Origin of the sequence: Shinella sp. HY16, assembly GCF_028534175.1 — a bacterium.
Lineage (GTDB): Bacteria > Pseudomonadota > Alphaproteobacteria > Rhizobiales > Rhizobiaceae > Shinella.
Genome location: NZ_JAHYXL010000001.1, coordinates 2241262 through 2262714, shown reverse-complemented (window position 1 = coordinate 2262714; position 21453 = coordinate 2241262). Strand labels below are relative to the sequence as shown.

Below are 21453 nucleotides of genomic sequence, written 5' to 3'. Positions count from 1 at the left end.
GTTCATGCGGTCGCTCCCGAAAGGATGTGACGGGCCGCGTTCCAGCCCGGCAGGCCGGATATGCCGCCGCCCGGATGCGCCCCGGCGCTCGCGAGATAGAGGCCTTCGATCGGCGTGCGATAGCCGGAGGCGGCGCTGGTCGGTCGGTTGACGAGCAACTGGTCGGCCTGCAGTTCGCCGTGGTGCCAATGGCCGCCCGGCAGGTTGTATTCCGCCTCGATATCAACAGGCGTCATCAGGCTGGCCGAGACCACGGACTTTCCGAGGCCCGGCGCATGGCGCTCCAGCGTGTCGAGCACGATCTTGAGGAAGGCCGGCTTGCCGCTCTCCCAGCCCCTCTTGAGGCGATAGGGAGCATATTGCACGAGCGCCGAGAGCGTGCAGCCGCCGGCCGGCGCCAGCGACGAGTCGGCAAGGCTCGGCAGCGTCACTTCCATGACGGGATCGCTGGAGAATTCGCCGTATTTTGCCGGGTTGAAAGCCTCTTCGACCTGTTCCATCGAGCGCACCAGCACGATGCGGCCCCCCCAGGCTTCCTTTGGCAGGCCGGTGAAATCGGGGATGCGGTCGAGTGCGAGGTCGAGCTTGGCGACGTTGCCGTGGCTGCGCACGTTCTTCACCGAGCGCACGAAGCCTGTGCCGCTTTCGGCGGGATCGACGAGGTGGAGGAAGGTCGTTTGCGGGTGGATCGCCGAGACGATGACGGGTGCGGTGATCTGCGTCCCGTCGGCGAGAACGACGCCGCTCACCCGGCCGCGATCGGCAAGGATACGGCCGACGGGCGCGCCGCAGCGCAGGGTGACGCCGGCCTTTTCGGCAGCGCGCAGGAAGGCGGGCGCGACGCGCGCCATGCCGCCCGCCGGCACGAACTGCCCGCCCGCCTTGCCGGCGACCTCACCGGTCAGGCGATAATAGAGGCCGAGCAGGGAGGTCGGCGAGCGGGGCCCGAGATGGATGCCGAGGGTCGCATCGAAGGCGAGGAGGCCCTTCAGCCGGTCGTCCGAAAGATGTTCGTCGGCGACGTCGGCGACGTTCATCAGCAGCATGCGCAGGAAATCGCGGCCCTCGCTGCGCCCCTTGCGGATGAGGCCGAAGCCGGCGGAAGCGAAGGTGGAAAGGTCGCCGAGCGACAGCGCGCCGATCTGCGGCGGCGGGCGGCGCAGGAACCGTTTCAGGATGCCCGCCTGGAAGACCAGTTTCCTGCGCAGCGCCGTGAAGGCCTCGGCCTCCTGCGGCGAAACGCCGTCGATGCGTTCGCCATAGGCGCCGTGCAGCACGGCGGCCGTTCCCGAACCGTCGAGAACCGTCGTCGGCAACACCGTGTCGGTGCCGGCAAGGTCGAGACCGATGTCGAGGGCCATGTCCGCATCGAGCCGGTTGACGAGATGGGCAAGGCCGGCGGAGCGGAAGCCCGGGAAAAACTCGCGGCCGCGCGTCGCGCCGCCCGGTTCGTTCGCCGCTTCCAGCACCAAAACCCTGCGGCCGCCCTTGGCGAGGCGGGCGGCGGCGGCAAGGCCGTTATGGCCGGCGCCGATCACGATGGCATCAAATGACGTCATGGGCTTTGCTCATCTGCTCGGGGGAACGCTTCAGGTCGCGCAGGATTTCGGCGGCGGCGTTGCGGCCGGGCGCCCCCATCACCCCGCCGCCCGGATGGGTGGAGGAGCCGCACATATAGAGGCCGGATATCGGGCTGCGGTACTGAGCGTAGCCGGGCACGGGCCGATTGAAGAGCAGCTGGTCGAAGGTGAGCTCGCCCTGGAAGATGTTGCCCTCCGTCAGGCCCACCTCGTTCTCGATCTCGCGCGGGGTGCGCACCTCCATATGCACGATGCGCTCGCGAAAGCCCGGCGAATAGTCCGCGATCTGGCCGATCACCGTCTCGGCGAAGGCGTCGCGGTCGGCGTCCGTCCAGTCGCGGCCCTCGAGCTTTGGCGGACAGTACTGCACGAAGCAGCTCATGAAGTGTTTTCCCGGCGAGGCCATGGTCGGGTCGAGCGTCGTCGGGATCACCATGTCGAGAAAGGGATCGGCCGACCAACGCCCAGCCTTCCAGTCGTCATAGGCCCGCTCCATGCGCTCGATCGAATCGGTGAAATGCATGTCGCCGCGCAGGCAGGAGGAGCCTTCCGGCAAGGCTGGAAACTCCGGCAGGCTGTCGAGCGCGATGTTCACCTTGCCGGAGGAGCCGCGCATCTTGAAATGCCTGACCCGGTGGACGAATTCGCCGGGCAGGGTGTCCTCGTCGACGAGCGTGAGGAAGGTGCGCTTGACGTCGGCATTCGAGACGACGAGGCCCGCGTTGAGTTCGTCGCCATTGGCGAGCACCACGCCGGTCGTGCGGCCGCCGCGGGTGAGGATTTTTGCAACCTCGGCGTCGGTGCGGATCGTGCCGCCGGCGGCCTCGAAGGAGCGGGCGAGGGCCTGTGTCACCGCGCCCATGCCGCCGCGCGCATAGCCCCAGGCACCGACCGAGCCGTCCACCTCGCCCATATAGTGGTGCAGCAGCACATAGGCGGTGCCGGGCGACATGGGGCCGAGCGCGGTGCCGATGATGCCCGACAGTGCGAGATAGGCCTTGATGACGTCGGTCTCGAAATATTCGTCGAGGAAGTCGGAGATCGACATGGTCCAGAAGCGGAGTGTCTCGGCCATTTCCTGTGGGCTGAATTCACCGAACTTTTTGGCGAGGTAGAGGAACTCGGACAGGTCGCGCGGGCGAAAACCGAACGGGTCGGGGGCGGTGCGCATCAGGAGCGGCTGGATGAAACGGCACTGGCGCGTCACGTCGCGGGCGTAGCGCTCGTAGGCCTCCGCGTCGCGCTTCGAATAGCGCGCGAACTCGCGGCGGTGGCTGTCGTGGTCACGGTAGGAGGCGAGGTAGTCCCCGTCGCGGGTGAAGACCGCGCCGCCCTCGTAGGCGATGACCTGGAGGCCGTGTTTCGGCAGTTCCAGGTCGCGCATGATCTCCGGCCGGAAGAGGGAGCAGACATAGGAACAGTTGGAGTAGAGGAAGCCCGGCGTCAGCTCGCGGCTCGTTGCCGCGCCGCCGACCCAGCCATTCTTTTCGAGCACGGCGACCTTCAGGCCGGATCGCTGGAGGTAACAGGCGGTGACGAGCCCGTTATGGCCGCCGCCGACGATCAGGGCATCGTATTTTTGCATTTTTGATGTCTCCCTTGTTTCTAAAAGCTGCATCAAAAGCAAAATGTTGTCCAGATATTCTGAATGATCATTCAGCAAGTATCTTGCAATCGCCTGATTATGCGCTAGAATTTCGGCCACGGGAAAAGCGCGCCGGCCATGCGGCCGAGGGATGGCGGAGGCCATGACGGCAACGGGCAGGGACGGTGCGGCGGCGGAGCCGGAATATGACGAGGCGGCGATCCGCTTCCTCGCGGTCCTCTGGGGCGAGGGCTATCTTTCGCCGGGCGGTCCGGCGGAGGTCGATCGCATCCTTTCTGGCGTCAGTCTGAAGGACCGGCGCATCCTCGATTTCGGTTGCGGTGCCGGCGGCATCGCGCTGCACATTGCGAGCACCTATGGCCCGGCCGAGGTCGTCGGCTACGACGTGGAGCAGCCGGTCATCGACCGGGCGCGGGTGGCCGCGGCCAAGGCGGGGCTTTCCGCGGTCGCGCGTTTCGCCTCCAGCCCGCCGGGCCGCCTGCCGTTCGACGACGGCGAATTCGACGTCGTCTTCTCCAAGGATGCGATGATCCACGTGCCGGACAAGGAAGCGCTGTTTTCTGAGCTTTTCCGTGTGCTCAAGCCGGGCGGCATCCTTGCGGCGTCCGACTGGCTGATCGGCCATGACGGTGAGCCGAGTGCCGATATGAAAGACTATATTGCCGCCGAAGGGCTCTCCTTCGGCATGGCCTCGCCACGTCGCTATCTTCTGGCGATGGCCGCCGCCGGCTTTTCCGAAGGGACGGTCGAAAGCCGCAATGCCTGGTATCGCGACGTGGCGCGCGGTGAGCTGGAGCGCCTCAAGGGGCCGCTTCATGCCGAGGCGGTGGCGGCAGTGGGCGACGCCTATGTCGCGAAGAACATCCGCACCTGGACGGCGATGCAGAAGGTTCTTGACAGCGGGGAGCATTGTCCGGCTCATCTGCGCGGCATCAAGCCGGCCGCGGGAGTTCGCCCGTGACCGTGACGATGCGCAATCCCAAAGGCAAGGTGGCGGTGAAGATGCGGGCAGGCGGGGCTGAACAGGGCTCGGGCGACGGCGAGAAGCGGGGACGCAAGGCCTCGAAGGAGACGCGGCGGCAGCAGCTCGTCGAGGCGACGATCGATTCGCTCGCCAAGCGCGGTTATTCCGACACGACGCTCGCGGATGTCGCCGACGGCGCCGGCCTTTCCCGCGGCATCGTCAACTTCCATTTCGAGAGCAAGGAAAACCTGCTCATCGCCACGCTGCAGTTCATGTCCGAGGAATATGCGGACCATTGGAACGCGGCGCTCGAAAAGGCCGGCCCGAGCGCGGCGAGCCGCATCTGGGCGCTGGTTCATGCGGATTTCGACCGGAAGATCTGCACAAAGCGCAAGCTTGCAGCCTGGTGCGCCTTCTGGGGCGAGGCCAAGTCGCGGCCGACCTACCAGGCGCTGTGCGGCGCGCGTGACGTGAAGTACCAGGAGACCGTGATCTCGCTCTGCGCCGCGTTGAAGGCGGAGGGCGGCTATGCCTATGAGCCGGAGCCGACCGCGCTGTCGCTCTGCGCCATGCTGGAGGGCCTGTGGCTGCGCCTGATGATGGGCGACGGCACCACTCGGGAAAAGGCGCTGGAGGCGGCGATCGCCTTCGTCGCCACGACCTTCCCGAAGCATCTCACCTTGCAAGGACCACAATCACAATAGGGAACCCGGAACGGGGAAGGAGTATGGCATGAAGACTGCACACACGGCCAAGCGCACCACAATGGCGGCACTCACCGCCTTCCTCGCCCTCGGAACCGCCCTCCCAGCCTTCGCCGCCGATACGCTCACCGTCTTCGACTGGTCCGGTTACGAGGACCCCGCCTTCCACCCCGCCTATACGGAAAAGCATGGCGGTTCGCCGGATTTTTCCTTCTTCGGCGACGAGGAAGAGGCCTTCCAGAAGCTGCGCTCCGGCTTCAAGGCCGATCTTGCGCATCCCTGCGCGCAGAGCATCGTGAAGTGGCGCGAGGCTGGGCTGCTGGAACCGCTCGACACGTCCAAGCTGGCTGCGTGGAACGATATCCTGCCGGCCTTCAAGGGCATGAAGAACCTGATGACGTCCGAGGACGGTACGGCCTGGTTCCTGCCCTTCGAATGGGGCAACACGGTGCTGACCTACCGCACCGACACGGTAAAGCCCGAGGAGATCGCCTCCCTCAAGGCCTTTGCCGATCCGAAGTTCAAGGATCGCGTGTCGATCGGCGACAATGTCGATGATGCCTATGCGCTGGCGGGCCTTGCCACGGGCCTCAAGGACCTGACCACGATGACGGATGCACAGTTCGGGGAGGCCTCCGCCTTTCTGCGCGAGGTGCACAAGAACGTGCGGCTCTACTGGACCGACAACACCGATCTCAGTCAGGCGCTGGCGAGCGGCGAGGTCGATCTCGCCTGGGCCTGGAACGAGACGGCGACGACGCTGCAGGCCGACAGCCAGCCGGTCGCCATCAAGAAGGATACCAAGGAGGGGCTGTCCACCTGGGTCTGCGGCTATTCGCGGCTGAAGGGTGCGGAGGGCAGCCCTGACCTTGCCTATGACTACCTCAACGCCGTCACCGATCCCGGCGTTGCCGCCTATATGGTCGAAAGCTGGGGCTACGGCCATTCCAACGCCAAGGGCATGGCCGCGGTCGATCCGAAGATCCTCGCCGACAAGGGGTATGCGGATGTCGATGCCTTCGTCGCCAACACGCTGTTCCAGGCGCCGATCCCGACAGAGCTGCGACAGAAGATGATCGCGGAATTCGAGAAGATCAAGTCGGGGTATTGAGGGGGCAGCGGCCCCTCATCCCGCTGCCGCGACCTTCTCCCCGCAAGCGGGGAGAAGGAGGCTGTGGCGACCTCTTCACGTTGATCGAAGGAAAGCCCTGCAGCACGGTTCCTTCTCCCCGCTTGCGGGGAGAAGGTGGCCAGCAGGCCGGATGAGGGGCTAGGTCACACGCGCGTAACCGGTGGGTCTTCCGCCAGCAACACGAACGCCTCCGGATCATAGGCGAGCCGGATCTCCGCGCCGACCGGCAGATCGTCCGCACCGAAATTGTTCGTCTCGACCAGCGAGAGCGGCTGTTCCAGTCCGTCGACGCCGACGGCCAGGTGGGTGACCTCGCCGAAATAGGCGCGGTTCTCGATGCGGCCGGCAAGCTCGTGCGGGGCGCGGTCGTCGTCCCACAGCAGCCGCAGCCGTTCCGGGCGGATGCCGACGGTGACCTGGCCGTTTGTGGCGGCAAAGCCCTGCGGCTTGTCGAGGTTGACGGCGCCGAAGCGGGCGGCATCGACGGAGACGGCGTTGCCCTGTTCTCCCAGCACCTTCGCTTTCAAAAAATTCATGCCGCCGAGGAAGTCGGCGACCTTGCGGGTGCGCGGGCGCTGGTAGATTTCCTTCGGGCCGGCGATCTGCGCGATGCGGCCGCCGAACATCACGGCGATGCGGTCCGACAACGCCAGCGCCTCGTACTGGTCGTGGGTGACGAGGATGAAGGTGATGCCGACAGCCTTCTGCAGCGTGCGCAGCTCCACCTGCATCTCCTCGCGCAGCTTCTTGTCGAGGGCGGAGAGCGGTTCGTCGAGCAGCAGCACCTTCGGCCGCATGACAAGCGCACGGGCAAGCGCGACGCGCTGGCGCTGGCCGCCGGAGAGTTCATGCGCCTTGCGCTGGCCGAGGCCCGCTAGGCGCACCTGGTCGAGCGCGTCGCCCACCCGCTTCTTTTCCTCCTGCGCCGGAAGCCGCAGTCGTTTCAGACCGTAGGCGACGTTTTCCGCGACGTCGAGATGGGGAAAGATCGCGTAGTTCTGGAAGACCATGTTGGTCGGGCGCTTGTTCGGCGGCAGTGCGAGGGAGGGTATTCCGTCGATGAAGATTTCGCCCGCCGTCGGTGTCTCGAAGCCGGCGATGGAGCGCAGGAGCGTGGTCTTGCCGCAGCCGGACGGCCCGAGCAGCGAGAAGAACTCGCCTTCGCCGATGGTGAGCGAGACGTCGTCGAGCGCCTTGTAGATGCCGTAGTACTTGGACACGTTGGCGATTTCGATCATCGGGCGGTCGGCCATGGCGGACTTCTCCTCTCAGGGCAGCGTGAAGGCCATCTGCGTGCGGCGTTCGGCCCGGCGGCGCAGGATTTCGGCAAGGGTGAGCATGAGGATGGAGGCGACGAGCATGACGGTGCCGAGCGCCAGCACGCCCGGCAGCTTTGCCGCAAAGCGCAATTGCCCCCAGATATAGACCGGCAGCGTCGGTTCGGTGCCCGACAGGAAGAAGGCGAGGATGAACTCGTCGAGCGAGATGGTGAAGGTGACGAGCAGGCTGGAGACGATGGCCGGCGCGACGACCGGCAACGTGACGCGCCGGAAAGTGCCGATCGCGGTCTCGCCGAGGTCGTAGGAGGCCTCCTCCAGGCTGCGATCGAACCCTTCGAAGCCGGAGACGAGCACCGCCATGGCATAGGGCACGCAGAACACCGTCTGGCCAAGGATGACCGTGATCAGCGACAGTTGCACGCCCATTGCGAGCACGATCATTAGGAGAGAGACGGCGACGATGATCTCCGGCAGGAAGAGCGGCGCCATGATGAGGCCGGCCGCAGCCCTCTGGCCGCGAAAACGGTAGCGCGTGATGGCGCGGGCGGCGCAGATGCCGAGAACGGTGGAGAGCAGCGAGACGGAGACGCCGACGACGAGGCTGTTCCAGGCCGCTTCCAGCATGACCGAATTGCCGGCCAGCGAGGCGTACCACTTGGTGGTGAAGCCGGCGAGCGGGAAGGTGGTGGTGGCCGCGTTGTTGAAGGAGAAGACCGGCAGCAGCAGGATCGGCAGATAGAGGAAAAGGAAATAGAGCGCGACATAGGCCGGCAGGAACGGAAGAACGCGCAGGCGCTGCGTGAGGAGGTTCATCTGATCCTCCTGACGGCGAATTTCAGCGCCAGCACGACGGCCGCCGCCGTGAGCGAGACGAGCACCATGGTCGTGACGGAGAGAGCGGCGCCGAGCGGCCAGTTGGCGGCCTTGCCGAACTGCGCCTGGATGGCGGTTGCGATCATCACGCCGTCCTTGCCGCCGACGAGGCGCGGCGTGACATAGTCGCCGACGGTCGGGATCATCACGATCAGGAAGGCGGAGATGATGCCGGGCAGCGAGAGCGGCAGGGTGATGCGCAGAAAGGCCCTGAAACGACTGTCGCCGAGATCGCGTGCCGCCTCGATCAGCGTGCGGTCGATCTTCTGCAGCGAAACGTAGATCGGCAGGATGGCGAAGGCGGCCCAGCTGTGCACCAGCGTGATGACGACGGCGTTGGAATTGTAGACGAGCGAGGTCAGCGGCTTGTCGATGAGGCCCATCGAGATGAGGCCGGTGTTCAAGACGCCGCCATAGCCGAGGATGACCTTCCACGACATGACGCGCAAAAGGTAGCTGGTCCAGCAGGGCACGGTGACGAGGAACAGCCAGAGGTTCTTGTGCACCCCGCCATGGAAGGAGATGAACCAGGCAATCGGATAGGAGAAGACGACGGTGACGATGCTGACCGTCAGCGAGATCCAGAGCGAGCGGACGAAGAGGTCGCGGTAGATCGGCTCGGTGAGGGCCTGGCGGTAGTTCTCCAGCGTGAAGGTGCGGTCGATGTCGAGATAGTTCTGGGTCCAGAAACTGTAAGCGATGACGATGAGGACCGGGAGGAAGAGCAGCGCCAGCGCATAGAGGAAGGTCGGGGAGATCAGTGCGAGGCCGCGGGCCTCTTTGCTGCGCATCCAGACCTTGCGCCTCCCGGGGGAGGGTGTGTCGGCAAGCGGGCCGAACGCCGCCGCCGTCATCGGCCACAACTCCCGCCGCGACAACTTTCATAGAGCGTGAGATTTCCCGTTCCCATGCGCTTGCGCCTTTTCGGCCTTTGCGTGCTGCTTTTCGGGCACGCTGCTGTTCCCTGATTGACAGCATGCGCTGAAATCCCCGTTGAAATCAAGCCCTGGTTCTGCAATATTGATTGAACGAACATTCAATATGATTGAGAAAGGTAATATCTTTCATATTGTTGGTCTGGTATTCTTCTTGGTAAATAATCGATGGAGAGGGACATGGCGGCAATTCCGAAGACGGTGAACGAGGACCGGTGTGCCGACGAGGCGACTGGTGACGCGCTTACCCGGCTGGCCGAGCGCCACCTGGTGCAGCCCTGGCCGGTTTCCGGCTCCATCGGCGCGGAGGCGCGCGGGCGCATCGAGGCGGGCGAGGGCATCTACGTCACCGACGCCGCCGGCCGCCGCCTGATCGACGGGCCTGCCGGCATGTGGTGCGTCAATGCCGGGCATCGCAACAGGCTGCTGGCCGACGTCATGGCCACGCAGGCCATGGAGCTTTCCTACAATTCGCCCTGGTACACGACCAACGCGCCGTCCGCCGTGCTCTCCGCGCGCCTTGCGGAACATGCGCCCGACGGGGTCGACCATGTCTTCTACACGACCGGCGGCTCGTCCGCGGTCGAGACGGCGCTGCGCTTCATGCAGTTCGCCAACAATGTGAAGGGTCGGCCGGAGAAGAAGCTGATCGTCTCGCGCCAGGGCGGCTATCACGGCTCGACATACCTCTCCGCCTCGCTCAACGGCCGGCCGCGCGACCACGACTGGATGGACAGCGCTGCCGATCTCGTCGTCAAGCTCTCCTGCCCGGATCCGTTCCGCCGGCCGGAGGGCATGAGCGTCGAGGCTTTTTGCGATTTCCTTGTCGAGGAGTTCCGCGCGGTCATCGAGGAGAAGGGGGCGGAGCATATCGGCGCCTTCATCGCCGAGCCGGTCATGGCGTCCGGCGGCGTCATCGTGCCGCCCGATGGCTACCTCAAGCGCATGCACGCGCTCTGCCGCGCCAACGACATCCTCTTTATCGCCGACGAGGTGGTGACGGCTTTCGGCCGCCTCGGTCATGTCTTCGCCGCGCAGGACGTTTTCGGCATCGACCCGGATATGATCACCTTCGCCAAGGGGGTGACGTCGGGATATTTCCCGCTTGGCGGGGTGATGATCGCCGGGCGCCTCTTCGAAGAACTGCGCCGCTCGAACCATTCGGAGGCGATGTTCGCGCATGGGTTGACCTATTCCAGCCATCCGGTCGGATGCGCGGTGGCGCTGAAGAACCTCGACATCCTGGAGGACGGGCTGCTCGACCATGCGCGCGCCGTTACCGGTCATTTCCAGGCGAGCCTGAAGGCGCTGGAGGACCTGCCGCTGGTCGGGGAGGTGCGCGGTCTCGGGTTGATGGCCTGTGTGGAATGCGTCGCCGACCGTGTCAGCAAGAACCCGTTGACGCTCGACCTGGAGGTCGGCAAGCGTATCGACCGGCATTGCCAGGAACTGGGCCTGCTGGTGCGCCCGCTCATCAACATGTGTGTGATGTCGCCGCCGCTCACCATCTCCACCGCCCAGATCGACGACATGACGGCGATCCTGCGCAAGGGGATCGAGCTGACGATGGACGATCTTGTCCGCGAAGGCCTTTGGCGGGGCTGATCCGTCAGAGAACAGATGTGCGCGGCGACATTCCCCGCCTCGCACGCTTGAGGCCCGCGCAAGCGGGCCTCTCTTTTTGTCGCCGGATGCCCGTGATCAGCGGCCTTCGGCGAGCCCGGCATTGGTGCCAGCCATATCCTTCTCCTCCGGTGCGTCCTTCAGCGTCATCACCGGCACCACCTTGCGCAGATGGTCGTGGTGGGTGCGCACGCCATATTCGAGGTCGGAGAGGTAGAAGCCTGCGAAGGCGTTGGAGGTCATCGCCTCGTTCGACCAGACGGTGAGCTGCACATCCTCGGCCTGGGTATCACGGTCGATGCGGAAGGCGAGGTAGCGGGCAAGGCGATGGGCACGCTCCTCCTGCCTGTAACGGTAGATGCCGCCACGCAGCAGCGTCTTGCCGACGCCGAGCGGAAACTCCTGGTAGAACTGCACGGTTTCCGGCGTGACGGCAATGACGGCGTTGGGGAACAGGCCGAAATAGATCCATGCCTTGCGCAGCCGCTCCGGCAGCGCATGGTTTTCCGGCGAGATCTTCACATAGTTGCGCACGCTCCAGCGCCGGCCGGCATGCGGGTTGTAGGTGGCGAAGGAGCGGCAGAGGCCATCGACGAAGGGTTCGTCATAGTAGGTCGAGCCATAGAGGTCCTGCAGGGCGGGATGCGCCATCGCAACATGGTAGCCCTCGTTGTCGACATCGCGCACGGACTTCCAGTTGACCGGCGTTTCCTGCGTCCAGATGGCGCCGGCGGGGATCATCTCCCCGGTGCGGTAATGCGCCAGCTCCGCTTCAAAAGGTTTCATCAGCGCGGCGACGGACGGCTGTGGGCCGGGCGCGAAGCGGATGAAGACGAAACCCTGCCAGATCTCGCATTCCAGCGCCTTCAGCGCGAATTCGTTCTTGTCGAGCGGCGGGAAGCTGCGGGGGCGGGCGGCGCCGCGCAGCGTGCCGTCGAGATTGTAGACCCAGCCGTGGAAGGGACAGACGAGCGCGTTGCGGCAGCTGCCCTTCTCGTCGGCGACGAGGCGCGAGCCGCGATGGCGGCAGATGTTGTGGAAGGCGCGCACCGCGCCGTCCTGCCCGCGCAGGATCAGCGCCCGTTCGCCGACGACGTCCATGGCGAGATAGTTGCCGGGCTCGGGAATGTCGGAGACGTGGCAGGCGATCTGCCAGTGTTCGCGGAAGACGTGCTGCCGCTCGAGTTCGAGGAGGGCAGGGCTGTGATAACACCAACCGGGAAGTCCGCTTCTGTCCCAGTCGTTCGGAACGTTGATATCGCGGATCATCTCGTTCATGTCACTCCCCTTTATTTTGCTGAACGTTCATTCAATATAAGCATGATTTCCGTTCAAAAGGAATAGGTTGCGAAAGTTGCGTATCCTGCCAATTGCAAAACCCCGGCCGCAAAGCGGCCAGGGCAGGGCGGATTCCTCGCGAAAAATCGCGCCGGTACCGGCGCTTACCGGCAGACCTTCACGCGCTTGACGACGAGATGGCCCCACTTGTTGTAGCGCTTGATCTTCTTCCAGAAGCAATGGCGGTGATGGCCGTAGTCGTGGCTGACATAGCCGTGGTGATGGCCGCCCCAGCCATGGCTGAAACCGATATAGAAGCCGCCGGCCTGGGAGGGGGCGGCGAAGGACACCGCTGCGATGGTCGCGACAACGGCGGACATGATGAACTTGCGCATTTCAGTCTCCTCTCTACCAGTCAATGGACGAACCATTTCATCCAGTAGGGTGACTGTCGCATGCGGGAGCCTGCCGCGCTGTTTCGGGTGGAACAGGGGTTAGCGGTCGAGTTCCGGGTAGAAACGCTCCATGTAGCTGGGCCTGAGCTTTTCGCCGATCAGGCAATCGGCCGGCTCTCCGGCGGCGGGTATGGTGCGCGCGGGCGGTTCGGCGCCGCTGACTTCGAGGATCAGCTTGCGGCGGATGGCAATGGCGAAATCCTCGGGCTCCTGCACCGGCAGCACGAAGGCACCGGGGCCGCCGATGACGCAGTTGGCATAATAGTCGTCGAGCGAGCCATAGGCGGCGGAGGGGCGGATCATGATGGCAAGGCCGTTGATGATGATGCCGAGCGCGGTCGCCGCATCGCGCGCAGGGGTTACCGGCGGGCCGAAATTGTTCGGCCCGTCGCCGGACACGTCGATGACGCGGCGCAGGCCGCTATAGCCGTTGGCATCGAAAAGCTGTGCGCCATAGACGATCGCGCCCGATATCGAGGTGCCCCGGCGCGTCGCGATCGGGCGGGCTTCGAGCTGGGCGGCAAACGCGTTTGCATCCTCCGGCCCGGAGATGATCTGCCAGGACACGAGGGAATTGTCGCGGATCGTGCCGGCCCATTCGAAATAGCTGATGGCGATGCGGCCGGTCAGCCCGTCGCGCACGGCATCGATGAATTCCGGGTGGCGCAGCGCATCGACATAGCCGGCGCGCTGCACCTGCGCCTCCTCAAGGTCCATGGAGCCGGAGACGTCGACCGCCAGCACCAGTTCCACATCCACCTCCTGGTCCGCGGCGGCGAGTTCCGCGCCGGGCATCAGGCTTATCAGCAAGGCAAGCGTTGTCAGCATGACCATCACCCATCCGTGCATCCGGGGTTGGAAAATGTATCACGACCTGCACGCGGAAAGGGCATGCATTCTTCAAAAATCGGTGATGCGGCGAATAGCCGTCCGCCTGCAGCCGTTTCCCGGTGGTTCCCGTCCCTCGCGGCGGAACACATATGCCCCGGGCTGAGGAAGCGGATCGACATGGGTTTCAAGGATATTCTTGCCGGCATGCGCAACAGGGTGTTCGGCCGGGCGAGCGCCGCGCCGCAGGAGCTTCTGTCCCCGGAGGAGCAGCTGGTGCGTGACTACGACCTCTATCTCGTCGACCTGCACGACGAGATACCGGCGCTCGTGCCGCAGCGCGACGCCATGCGCGCCGCCTGGCGCAATGGCGATTTCGAAGCCTACCAGCGGGCGTTCGAGGCTGCGCGGGTGGGTGGTGTCATCACGGAAAGCGGCCGGCCGCTCTACGCGCTGGTGAAGGACTGGTTCGTCGAGCCGTTCCTGGAGCTTCCGGATGACGAGACGGTGGCGCATATCGACATGCTGGAGCCCTTCCGGGCCTTCTTCCAGCGCAGCCCGTCCGCCTTTTCGGCCGCCACCTATGCCGATGCGTTGCGCGTCACCGCCTTCGTGCGACGCGGCACCGCCTATGGGCGCCTTGTTCGGGCGGACCAGTGGCGGGACTACGAAACGCTGCTGAAGGAGGCGGACGACGTGCTCGACAGCCATGCCGATCCGGAAAATTTCAGCTGGCGGATGAGCGACTATCGCCGCTCGGCCAACGACGGCGATTTCGAGAAATTCAGAGCGCGCTTCGAGCGCGTCTGGTTGCTCGACCGGTACAATATCGACCTCTGTCGCTCACATGCCCGCATGATCATGCCGCGCTGGCTGGGACGCAGCGCGCAGGATCTCGAGGATTTTGCCCGTCGGGCGGCGGAGCTGACGCAGGACCGCTTCGGCCTCGGCTTCTATGCGCTGATCCAGCAGGCCAATACCGATGTCGGCGACCACGAGCTTGCCGATACGCTCTGCGATCCGGATATGGCGAAACGCGGCTTCGAGGATCTCCTGACGCGGTTTCCCGCGCCCAGCGTGATGAACCTCTATGCCGACATGCTGGAATGGATGGGCGACACCGAGGCGCTCGCCGATCTCCTTGTGAGCCGCTTCCGCGTGATGGTGCCGCAGATCTGGTACGGCGATACGCGCGGCGACAAGATCTCCTACCTCTTCGCCACGTTGCTCGAGGCGGCGGAAGTGCTGGAGGCGCGGCGCACCCGATAGGCTACAGCGCCGTCAGTTCCCGGATCGCCATGCGCTTGTAGGCCTCGACCAGCCTGTCGCCTTCGGCCCGGTCGACCGAGACGGCGAGGCGCATCGTCGCCTCGCCAAGATGCATGACGAGGAGCGCGACCGCCTCGATCCGGTCGGGGTCGGCCTTCGGGCGCAGCATTCTCAGCCGGGCGGCGAGCAGCGCGCCGTTGCGGCGGCTTTCCTCCGCTTCCATGGCCCGCAGCGCCCCGTCCGCCTGCACGGCAGACCAGATGTCGCGGATGACCGGTTCGGCGAGGAAGATCGCGTAGTAGGTGTCGATCAGGCCGCCGAAGGCCTCGGCAAGCGCGTCCATGCTGCCGACCGCGGCAAGGCCTTCGGCGATGCAGGCGCGGCTTTCCTCGTTGCAGCGTTCGGCCAGCGCATGCACCACGGCGCTCTTGTCGGGAAAATACTGGTAGAGCGAGCCGATCGAGATGCCCGTGCGCTGGGCAAGCTCGCTCATGCGCAGGGCGTCGCTGCCCGTCTGCGCGATCATGTCCGTCGCATTGGCAAGGATGGCGTCCACCCGCTCGCGGCTGCGTTTCTGGGTGGGGGCGCGGCGCATCTGTGGTTCGGTCATCGGGTTTTCCAGGCGGCTGCGACGTGGTTTCAATTGCTCTTGACAAATACGAGCAATCCTCACATTTTGCAAATATGAGGATTGCTCATGTTTTGGAGGGTAGACGATGACGAACGAGTGCATTCTGCTTCTGGGCGGCGAGGGAAAGACGGGGCGGCCGATTGCCGAGCGGCTTCGCGAAAGGGGCGTTGCGGTGCGCATCGGCTCCCGCTCCGCGGCGATCCCGTTCGACTGGCGCGACCCGGCCGGGTGGTCGGCGGCTCTGGAGGGCGTCACGGCCGTCTACATCGCCTATCAGCCTGACCTTGCGGTGCCGGGATCGGATGCGGACCTGCGCCACCTGGCGTATCTTGCAACTGCCGCCGGCGTGCGTCGCCTGGTGCTTCTGTCGGGCCGCGGCGAGGATGCCGCGGAGGCGGGGGAGGCGGCGGTGAAAGAGGCGGGTGTAACCTGGACGGTGCTGCGCGGCAGCTGGTTCTTCCAGAATTTCAGCGAGGGGCTCTTCGCCGAGGAGATCCTTGCCGGTGAGCTGGTGCTGCCGTCCGCCACCGTGCGCGAACCCTTCGTCGATACGCGCGACATCGCCGACATGGCGGTCGCCGCTTTGACGGAAGAGGGGCATGCCGGCAAGACCTACGAACTGACCGGACCGCGGCTGATGACCTTTCGCGAGGCCGTTCAGGAGTTCGCCGCCGCCGGCGGGCGCACGGTGGCCTATATGCCCGTCACAATCGAAGCCTATGCCGGCATGCTGCGGCAGGCCGGCCAGCCGGAAGAGGTCGTCTGGCTCGTCAGCTATCTCTTCGGTTCGGTGCTCGACGGGCGGAACGAGCATCTGAGCGACGACATTGCGCGTGTGCTCGGCCGTCCGCCGCGTGACTTTTCCGAATTCGCCCGTGATACGGCCGAAAGCGGTTTCTGGAGGACCTGACCATGGCAAGTGCCGTTCCCATCCTGACCTTCCTCGCCATTCTCGCCGCGGCGCTGAATGCCGGGCTGTTCTTCATCTTCTCGGTCTGCATCATGGCGGCCTTCGCCCGCCTGTCGCCGACCGAAGGGGCGGCGGCGATGAACGCCATCAATGCCGTCATCCAGAATCCCTGGTTCTTCTCGGCTTTCTGCGGCGGGGCGTTGCTGTCGCTGGTGCTGACGGTGCTCGGTTTTCTGCAGGACGGGCCGGGCGGACTGACGGCTGCGGCCGGCGGCACCGTCTTCCTTGTTGCGGTCATCGGCGTGACGGTCGTCTTCAACGTGCCGCTCAATGAGGCGCTTGCCGCCGCGCCGGCGGGAAGCGCCGAACAGGCGGCGCTCTGGCAGCGCTATCTCGACGTCTGGACGCTGTGGAACCATGTGCGCACGCTCGGCGCGCTTGCCGCCGTGGGTTTCTTCACGCTCGCGTTCCGCCAGGGTGCCGCGCTCGGCTAGGACCGGGCTGGCGCTCCCTCCTTCCGCCTGCTAGCTCTGTTCCAGACGAATGCCGGAGCCGACCTTGCAGGACATTACCGACCTTTCCGCCCTTGCCCTTTCCGCCGCCATCGCCGAGCGCCGGCTTGACTGCCGCAGCGTCATGGTGGCCTATCTCTCCCGCATCGAGGCGATCAATCCGCGTCTCAACGCCATCGTCAGCCTGCGTCCGGCGGATGCGCTGCTGGCCGAAGCGGAAGCGGCAGACCGGGCCCTTGCGGTGGGGGACTATCGCGGCTGGCTGCACGGCGTGCCCTTCGCGGTGAAGGACCTTTCAGAGGCGAAGGGCATCCTCTGCTCCTTCGGTTCGGCCAATTATGCGGATTTTGTCCCCGACTACGACGACATCCATGTCGAGCGCATCCGGGCTGCCGGCGCCATCATCATCGGCAAGACCAATGCGCCGGAAATGGGCCTCGGCTCGCACAGCTACAACCCGGTCTTCGGCGTCACGCGCAATCCCTACGACACCGGCAGGAGCGCCGGCGGGTCCTCGGGCGGCGCGGCGGCGGGGCTGGCGGCGCGGCTCTTGCCGGTCGCCGACGGCAGCGACATGATGGGCTCGCTGCGCAATCCCGCGGGCTTCAACAATGTCGTCGGCTTCCGTCCGTCCTTCGGCCGCGTGCCCTCGCTCAACACCGAACTTTTCCTCGGCCAGCTCGCCATCAACGGCCCGATGGGGCGCAGCGTCGCCGATGTCGCGGCCCTGCTGGCGACGCAGGCCGGCCATGACCCCCGTGATCCGCTGTCGCTTGCCGATGATGGCCTTGTGCACGATGGCGACCGCGATCTTTCCGGTGCCCGCATCGGCTGGCTGGGCGATTTCGACGGCTACCTTGCCTTCGAGCCCGGCGTGCTGGAGCTCTGCCGCGCCGCGCTCGACGTCTTTCGCCGGCTTGGATGCCGCGTCGAGGACGTACCGCCGGGCTTCGACATGGCGCGGCTCTGGCAGACCTGGCGCACGTTGCGCCATTTCCTCGTCGCCAATGGGCAGGCGGGCGACTATGCAGACCCCATCCGGCGCGCGCGCATGAAGCCGGAGATGATCTGGGAAATCGAGAACGGCCAGAACCTCTCCGCGGCGGAGGTCTATGCCGCCTCGCTCGGCCGCAGCGACTGGCTGCGCCACGTCATGGGCCTCTTCGAACGCTACGATTTCCTCGTCCTTCCCTCTGCCCAGGTCTTCCCCTTCGCGGCCGAGCTCGACTGGCCGAAGGTGATCGCGGGGCGGGCGATGGACACCTATCATCGCTGGATGGAGGTGGTGATCGGGCCGACGCTGGCCGGCCTTCCCGTCGCCGCCATGCCGGCTGGTTTCGGCGTGAACGGACTGCCCGCAGGCATCCAGATCATCGGTCGCCCGCGGGCCGATCGCGACGTGCTCGCGGCTGCCGCGCGCTATGAGGCAGCGACCGACTGGCTCTCCCGGCATCCCCAGTTCTAGGGATACGGGGGCTTTTGACACGCCAGCGCCGCATTCTCGTGACAGGCAGCCTTGCCGGGTGTTGAGGACCGTCCGGCAGACTCCTTCAAAAACGCGAGGCGCCGTTTAGGAATTGCTTACCATATTTCGTCATTCTTTGCTCGTTCGGCAGAAGCCCGGGACGCGTGATCCCGCCGCCTGCCGCAAGCGTAACGGCTTCCGGAGTGTGTTTTCCGCGGCCGCGTCGAGTAACGAGTATCGGGTAACGAGTATCATGGCGTCTGTATACAGTTCCGCGCGTTCCGCGTCGAAGACCCGTCGGGGTATCCTTCTCAGCGCATTCCTGGCCTGCGGTGTCGTCGCAGGATCCGCCTGGGCCGTCGTTTCGACGCTGGGCGCAATGCAGGATGCTGCCTCCTCCCTTTCCGAAGACAAGAAGATCATGACCGCCTCGCTGCATGGCAAGCCTGCGGCGCGGCTGACCCAACACGCCGAGCGCACGGTGAAGGTCGCGAAGTTCTCGCGGCTGTCGCAGCCCTCGGAAAGCGAGCTGCGCCAGAAGCAGCTGACGGCCGAGGCGATCCAGCTCGCCCACCAGCGCAAGATCTCCATCCAGCTCGCCTCCGCCGTCAAGCGCGAGAAGGCCAAGGCGGCGATGATCGAGGCGGCTATCGCCCGCGCCGAGCGCTCCGTCGAGGACGAGAAGCGGATCACTGGCCAGCCGACCATGGTTACCGCGCTGGTCGAGGATGTTTCCGCCCGCAAGGACATCCAGCCCTTCGGCCTCGTCATGCAGAAGCCGGAAACCGAGGAGGAGAACCTCCTCAGCGAGATCCCGCTGCCGGAGGCCAAGCCCGCGCTGGAGACGGTCACCATCGAAAAGCCGGTGGTCGAGGAGAAACCCGTCGCCCGCGCCAAGCGCGAGGAGGCGAAGGACAAGGACAAGGAAGACGTCGCTCTCGTCAAGCCCGAGCGTTCGCTGTTCGGCGATCTCTTCAAGAGCAAGGGGGGCGCAAGTGGCACCGGCTGGCCGGGGCGCGGCACGCGGGTCGCGATCTACGACGTCTCCAATGCGACGGTCTACATGCCCGACGGCACGAAGCTGCGCGCGCATTCCGGTATCGGCAAGATGCGTGACAACCCGCGCTACGAACATGTCAAGATGACCGGGCCGACGCCCGCCGGTATCTATCGCCTGAAGATGCGCGAGCGGCGCTTCCACGGCGTCGAGGCGATCCGCATGACGTCGATCGACGGACGTGACCCGAAGAACCGCACGGGCCTCCTGACGCACACCAACCTGCTGCGCGGCCAGAAGGGTTCGCATGGCTGCGTCGCCTTCCAGAACTACGAGCCATTCCTCAATGCCTTCAAGCGCGGTCACATCACGATGATGGTCGTGGTGCCGGAGCTGCCGTCCTCCCGCACGCAGCTTGCCGCCCTTTACCGCAAGGCCGGTGCCTGACTGCCTTCCGCTTGATGGGCTGAAATCCGAGCCGGCGCCCTGCAGCGCCGGTTTTTTATTGGAATGCGGTTTCTTGCGTTTTTCCAAGAATCTTATGCCAATGATCTATTTGGTTTATCAAACGCTAAGAATTTCGCGTCAAATTTGGCCAGTGTCATTTTAGGGGTCTTGGAGAAGCCGGGACCGCACTGAGGGTAGGAACCAGACGTGACCGCTTTCGATTTTGGATTGAACGCCCGCGCCGTACTTGCTGCGATGGATCGCTCCCAGGCGATCATCGAATTCGACCTGACCGGCAGGATACTGCATGCCAACGAGAATTTCCTGCAGGCCGTTGGCTACCAGCTTTCCGAGGTCGTCGGCCAGCACCACCGCATGTTCGTCGATCCGGTGGAGGCGCAGTCGAAGGACTATGCGGCCTTCTGGGCGCGGCTTGCCGAGGGCCATTTCGACCGGCGCCAGTACAAGCGCGTTGCCAAGGGCGGCCGCGAGATCTGGATCGAAGCCTCCTACAATCCGGTCTTCCGGGGCGGCAAGCCCGTGAAGGTGGTGAAGTTCGCCACCGACATCACGACGGTAAAGCTGAAGGCAATGGAGGACGAGGGCAAGCTTGCGGCACTCAGCCGCGCGCAGGCGATCATCGAGTTCACGCCGAAGGGAGACATCCTCGGTGCCAACGAGAATTTCCTCGCGGCGCTCGGCTACGATCTCACGGAGATCACCGGTCGCCACCACTCGATGTTCTGCATGCCCGACCATGTCGCAAGCCCGGAATACCGGGTGTTCTGGCAGCGGCTGGCGGAAGGCCATTTCGTCGCCGACCAGTTTACACGTATCACCAAGAGTGGCGCCAAGATCCATATCCAGGCGTCCTACAACCCGATCCTCGATGCCGACGGCAAGGTCTTCAAGGTCGTTAAGTTCGCAACCGACGTGACGGAGCGTGTGAGGTCGATCGAGGAGATCGGCGCCGGCCTTGGCCGCCTGGCGGAATGCAACATCCGCATGACGATCGACCGCGCCTTCGTGCCGGAGTTCGAGCCGCTGCGGCGCGACTTCAACAACTCGATCGGCGCCTTCCAGGAAACCCTCTCGCAGGTTCTCGACCAGACCTACATCCAGAACCGGAGCGGACAGGAGATGCGCAAGGCGGCCGAAGATCTCTCCGAGCGCACGCGCCAGCAGGCTGTTGCGCTGGAGGAGACGGCTGCTGCCCTCACGGAGGCGACCGTCGCTGTGCGTTCCTCGACCGACCGTACGCGGGAAACGCGCAAGCTCGTGCGGGATGCGCGCGCCTCGGCCAACATGTCGGCCAGTGTCGTGAGCAACACGGTCAGCGCCATGCAACGCATCGAAGCGGCCTCCGCCGAAATCGGCCAGATCATCGGGGTCATCGATGAAATCGCCTTCCAAACCAACCTGCTCGCGCTGAACGCCGGTGTCGAGGCGGCGCGCGCCGGCGAGGCGGGCAGGGGCTTTGCGGTGGTCGCGCAGGAGGTGCGCGAACTGGCGCAGCGTTCCGCCAAGGCGGCACGCGAGATCAAGAAGCTGATCACCAATTCCAGCACGGAAGTGCATGAGGGCGTGCGTCTCGTCGGCGAGACAGGCCGCGCGCTGCAGGAGATCGAAAGCTTCGTCGCGGAGATCGACCACAACGTGGATGCCATCGCGACATCCGCTGCCGAGCAGGCGAGCGGCCTCGAGGAGATCAGTGCCGCCGTGTCCGACGTCGACCGGATCACGCAGGAAAACGCGGCCATGGTGGAGCACACGACGGCGACGAGCCAGTCGCTGGCGGAAGGCGCAATAACCCTGAGCGAACTCGTGAACCGCTTCCAGCTGAACCGTCGTGCCCGTCGCCGTGACGGTAGCGAGGTCTGGACGCCGGAAGAGCGCGCGGCCCGTCTCGGCCATATCCGCAAAGCATCCTGAAAAACGAGGGACGGGGTCGCAATACGGCTCCG

At 65.1% G+C, this 21453-nt stretch carries 19 protein-coding genes; 10 read left to right on the top strand and 9 right to left on the bottom strand.

Going from position 1 to position 21453, the window contains the following annotated elements:
* Positions 1–2 precede the first annotated feature (2 nt).
* Both K0P03_RS11365 and K0P03_RS11360 read right to left on the bottom strand, forming a co-directional pair.
* Positions 3–1559 (bottom strand): phytoene desaturase family protein, encoded by a 1557-nt coding sequence (locus K0P03_RS11365; RefSeq protein ID WP_272789631.1) that lies wholly within the window; start codon positions 1557–1559, stop codon positions 3–5.
* Complete coding sequence (locus K0P03_RS11360; protein ID WP_272789630.1) at positions 1546–3165, bottom strand: phytoene desaturase family protein; 1620 nt, start codon at positions 3163–3165, stop codon at positions 1546–1548. Before K0P03_RS11360 ends, K0P03_RS11365 begins: the two co-directional genes overlap by 14 nt.
* Before the next feature lie 163 nt (positions 3166–3328).
* Here K0P03_RS11360 and K0P03_RS11355 point away from each other — a divergent pair, with 163 nt between their 5' ends.
* The 3 genes from K0P03_RS11355 to K0P03_RS11345 are packed head-to-tail and all read left to right on the top strand — an operon-like array spanning position 3329 to position 5965.
* Complete coding sequence (locus K0P03_RS11355; protein WP_272789629.1) at positions 3329–4147, top strand: class I SAM-dependent methyltransferase; 819 nt, start codon at positions 3329–3331, stop codon at positions 4145–4147.
* Between the two features lie 41 nt (positions 4148–4188).
* Positions 4189–4854, top strand: coding sequence for a TetR family transcriptional regulator C-terminal domain-containing protein (locus K0P03_RS11350; RefSeq protein ID WP_050744605.1), 666 nt, complete (start codon positions 4189–4191; stop codon positions 4852–4854).
* Positions 4855–4882: 28 nt separating this feature from the next.
* The gene (locus tag K0P03_RS11345) at positions 4883–5965 is read left to right on the top strand and encodes an extracellular solute-binding protein (RefSeq protein ID WP_272789628.1); all 1083 of its coding nucleotides are present in this window, start codon (positions 4883–4885) and stop codon (positions 5963–5965) included.
* 164 nt (positions 5966–6129) lie between these two features.
* Here the strand turns inward: K0P03_RS11345 and K0P03_RS11340 are convergent, their stop codons facing one another.
* The 3 genes from K0P03_RS11340 to K0P03_RS11330 are packed head-to-tail and all read right to left on the bottom strand — an operon-like array spanning position 6130 to position 8993.
* Positions 6130–7224, bottom strand: a complete 1095-nt coding sequence (locus tag K0P03_RS11340) for an ABC transporter ATP-binding protein (RefSeq protein WP_272790474.1) — start codon at positions 7222–7224, stop codon at positions 6130–6132.
* 30 nt (positions 7225–7254) lie between these two features.
* Complete coding sequence (locus tag K0P03_RS11335; protein WP_130515379.1) at positions 7255–8079, bottom strand: ABC transporter permease; 825 nt, start codon at positions 8077–8079, stop codon at positions 7255–7257.
* The gene (locus K0P03_RS11330; RefSeq protein WP_272789627.1) at positions 8076–8993 is read right to left on the bottom strand and encodes an ABC transporter permease; all 918 of its coding nucleotides are present in this window, start codon (positions 8991–8993) and stop codon (positions 8076–8078) included. Before K0P03_RS11330 ends, K0P03_RS11335 begins: the two co-directional genes overlap by 4 nt.
* 261 nt (positions 8994–9254) lie before the next feature.
* On the opposite strand from K0P03_RS11330, the gene K0P03_RS11325 reads away from it, so the two are divergent.
* A complete protein-coding gene (locus K0P03_RS11325; protein ID WP_272789626.1) occupies positions 9255–10679 on the top strand; it encodes an aminotransferase in 1425 nt (474 codons plus the stop codon).
* 96 nt (positions 10680–10775) lie between these two features.
* On the opposite strand, the gene K0P03_RS11320 is transcribed toward K0P03_RS11325, so the two are convergent.
* The 3 genes from K0P03_RS11320 to K0P03_RS11310 form a co-directional block, all read right to left on the bottom strand.
* Positions 10776–11975 carry an aromatic ring-hydroxylating oxygenase subunit alpha gene (locus K0P03_RS11320; RefSeq protein ID WP_272789625.1) on the bottom strand — a complete coding sequence of 400 codons (1200 nt, stop codon included), beginning with the start codon at positions 11973–11975 and terminating at the stop codon, positions 10776–10778.
* A 164-nt stretch (positions 11976–12139) separates the two neighbouring features.
* Positions 12140–12370 (bottom strand): hypothetical protein, encoded by a 231-nt coding sequence (locus tag K0P03_RS11315; RefSeq protein WP_023512225.1) that lies wholly within the window; start codon positions 12368–12370, stop codon positions 12140–12142.
* A gap of 99 nt (positions 12371–12469) precedes the next feature.
* A complete protein-coding gene (locus tag K0P03_RS11310) occupies positions 12470–13258 on the bottom strand; it encodes a DUF1194 domain-containing protein (protein WP_272790473.1) in 789 nt (262 codons plus the stop codon).
* Between the two features lie 180 nt (positions 13259–13438).
* On the opposite strand from K0P03_RS11310, the gene K0P03_RS11305 reads away from it, so the two are divergent.
* The gene (locus K0P03_RS11305; protein WP_272789624.1) at positions 13439–14527 is read left to right on the top strand and encodes a hypothetical protein; all 1089 of its coding nucleotides are present in this window, start codon (positions 13439–13441) and stop codon (positions 14525–14527) included.
* A gap of 1 nt (position 14528) precedes the next feature.
* Here K0P03_RS11305 and K0P03_RS11300 read toward each other — a convergent pair whose 3' ends face one another.
* Positions 14529–15137, bottom strand: a complete 609-nt coding sequence (locus K0P03_RS11300) for a TetR/AcrR family transcriptional regulator (RefSeq protein WP_023512222.1) — start codon at positions 15135–15137, stop codon at positions 14529–14531.
* Between the two features lie 106 nt (positions 15138–15243).
* Here K0P03_RS11300 and K0P03_RS11295 point away from each other — a divergent pair, with 106 nt between their 5' ends.
* The 5 genes from K0P03_RS11295 to K0P03_RS11275 all read left to right on the top strand — a co-directional run bounded on the left by K0P03_RS11295 (position 15244) and on the right by K0P03_RS11275 (position 21421).
* Positions 15244–16068 carry an NAD(P)H-binding protein gene (locus tag K0P03_RS11295; RefSeq protein WP_272789623.1) on the top strand — a complete coding sequence of 275 codons (825 nt, stop codon included), beginning with the start codon at positions 15244–15246 and terminating at the stop codon, positions 16066–16068.
* Positions 16069–16070: 2 nt separating this feature from the next.
* Complete coding sequence (locus tag K0P03_RS11290; protein ID WP_272789622.1) at positions 16071–16562, top strand: anthrone oxygenase family protein; 492 nt, start codon at positions 16071–16073, stop codon at positions 16560–16562.
* A 64-nt stretch (positions 16563–16626) separates the two neighbouring features.
* Positions 16627–18045, top strand: coding sequence for an amidase (locus K0P03_RS11285; RefSeq protein WP_272789621.1), 1419 nt, complete (start codon positions 16627–16629; stop codon positions 18043–18045).
* 253 nt (positions 18046–18298) lie between these two features.
* Complete coding sequence (locus K0P03_RS11280; protein ID WP_272789620.1) at positions 18299–19489, top strand: DUF2778 domain-containing protein; 1191 nt, start codon at positions 18299–18301, stop codon at positions 19487–19489.
* 255 nt (positions 19490–19744) lie between these two features.
* Positions 19745–21421, top strand: coding sequence for a methyl-accepting chemotaxis protein (locus tag K0P03_RS11275; protein ID WP_051758656.1), 1677 nt, complete (start codon positions 19745–19747; stop codon positions 21419–21421).
* Positions 21422–21453: the final 32 nt, after the last annotated feature.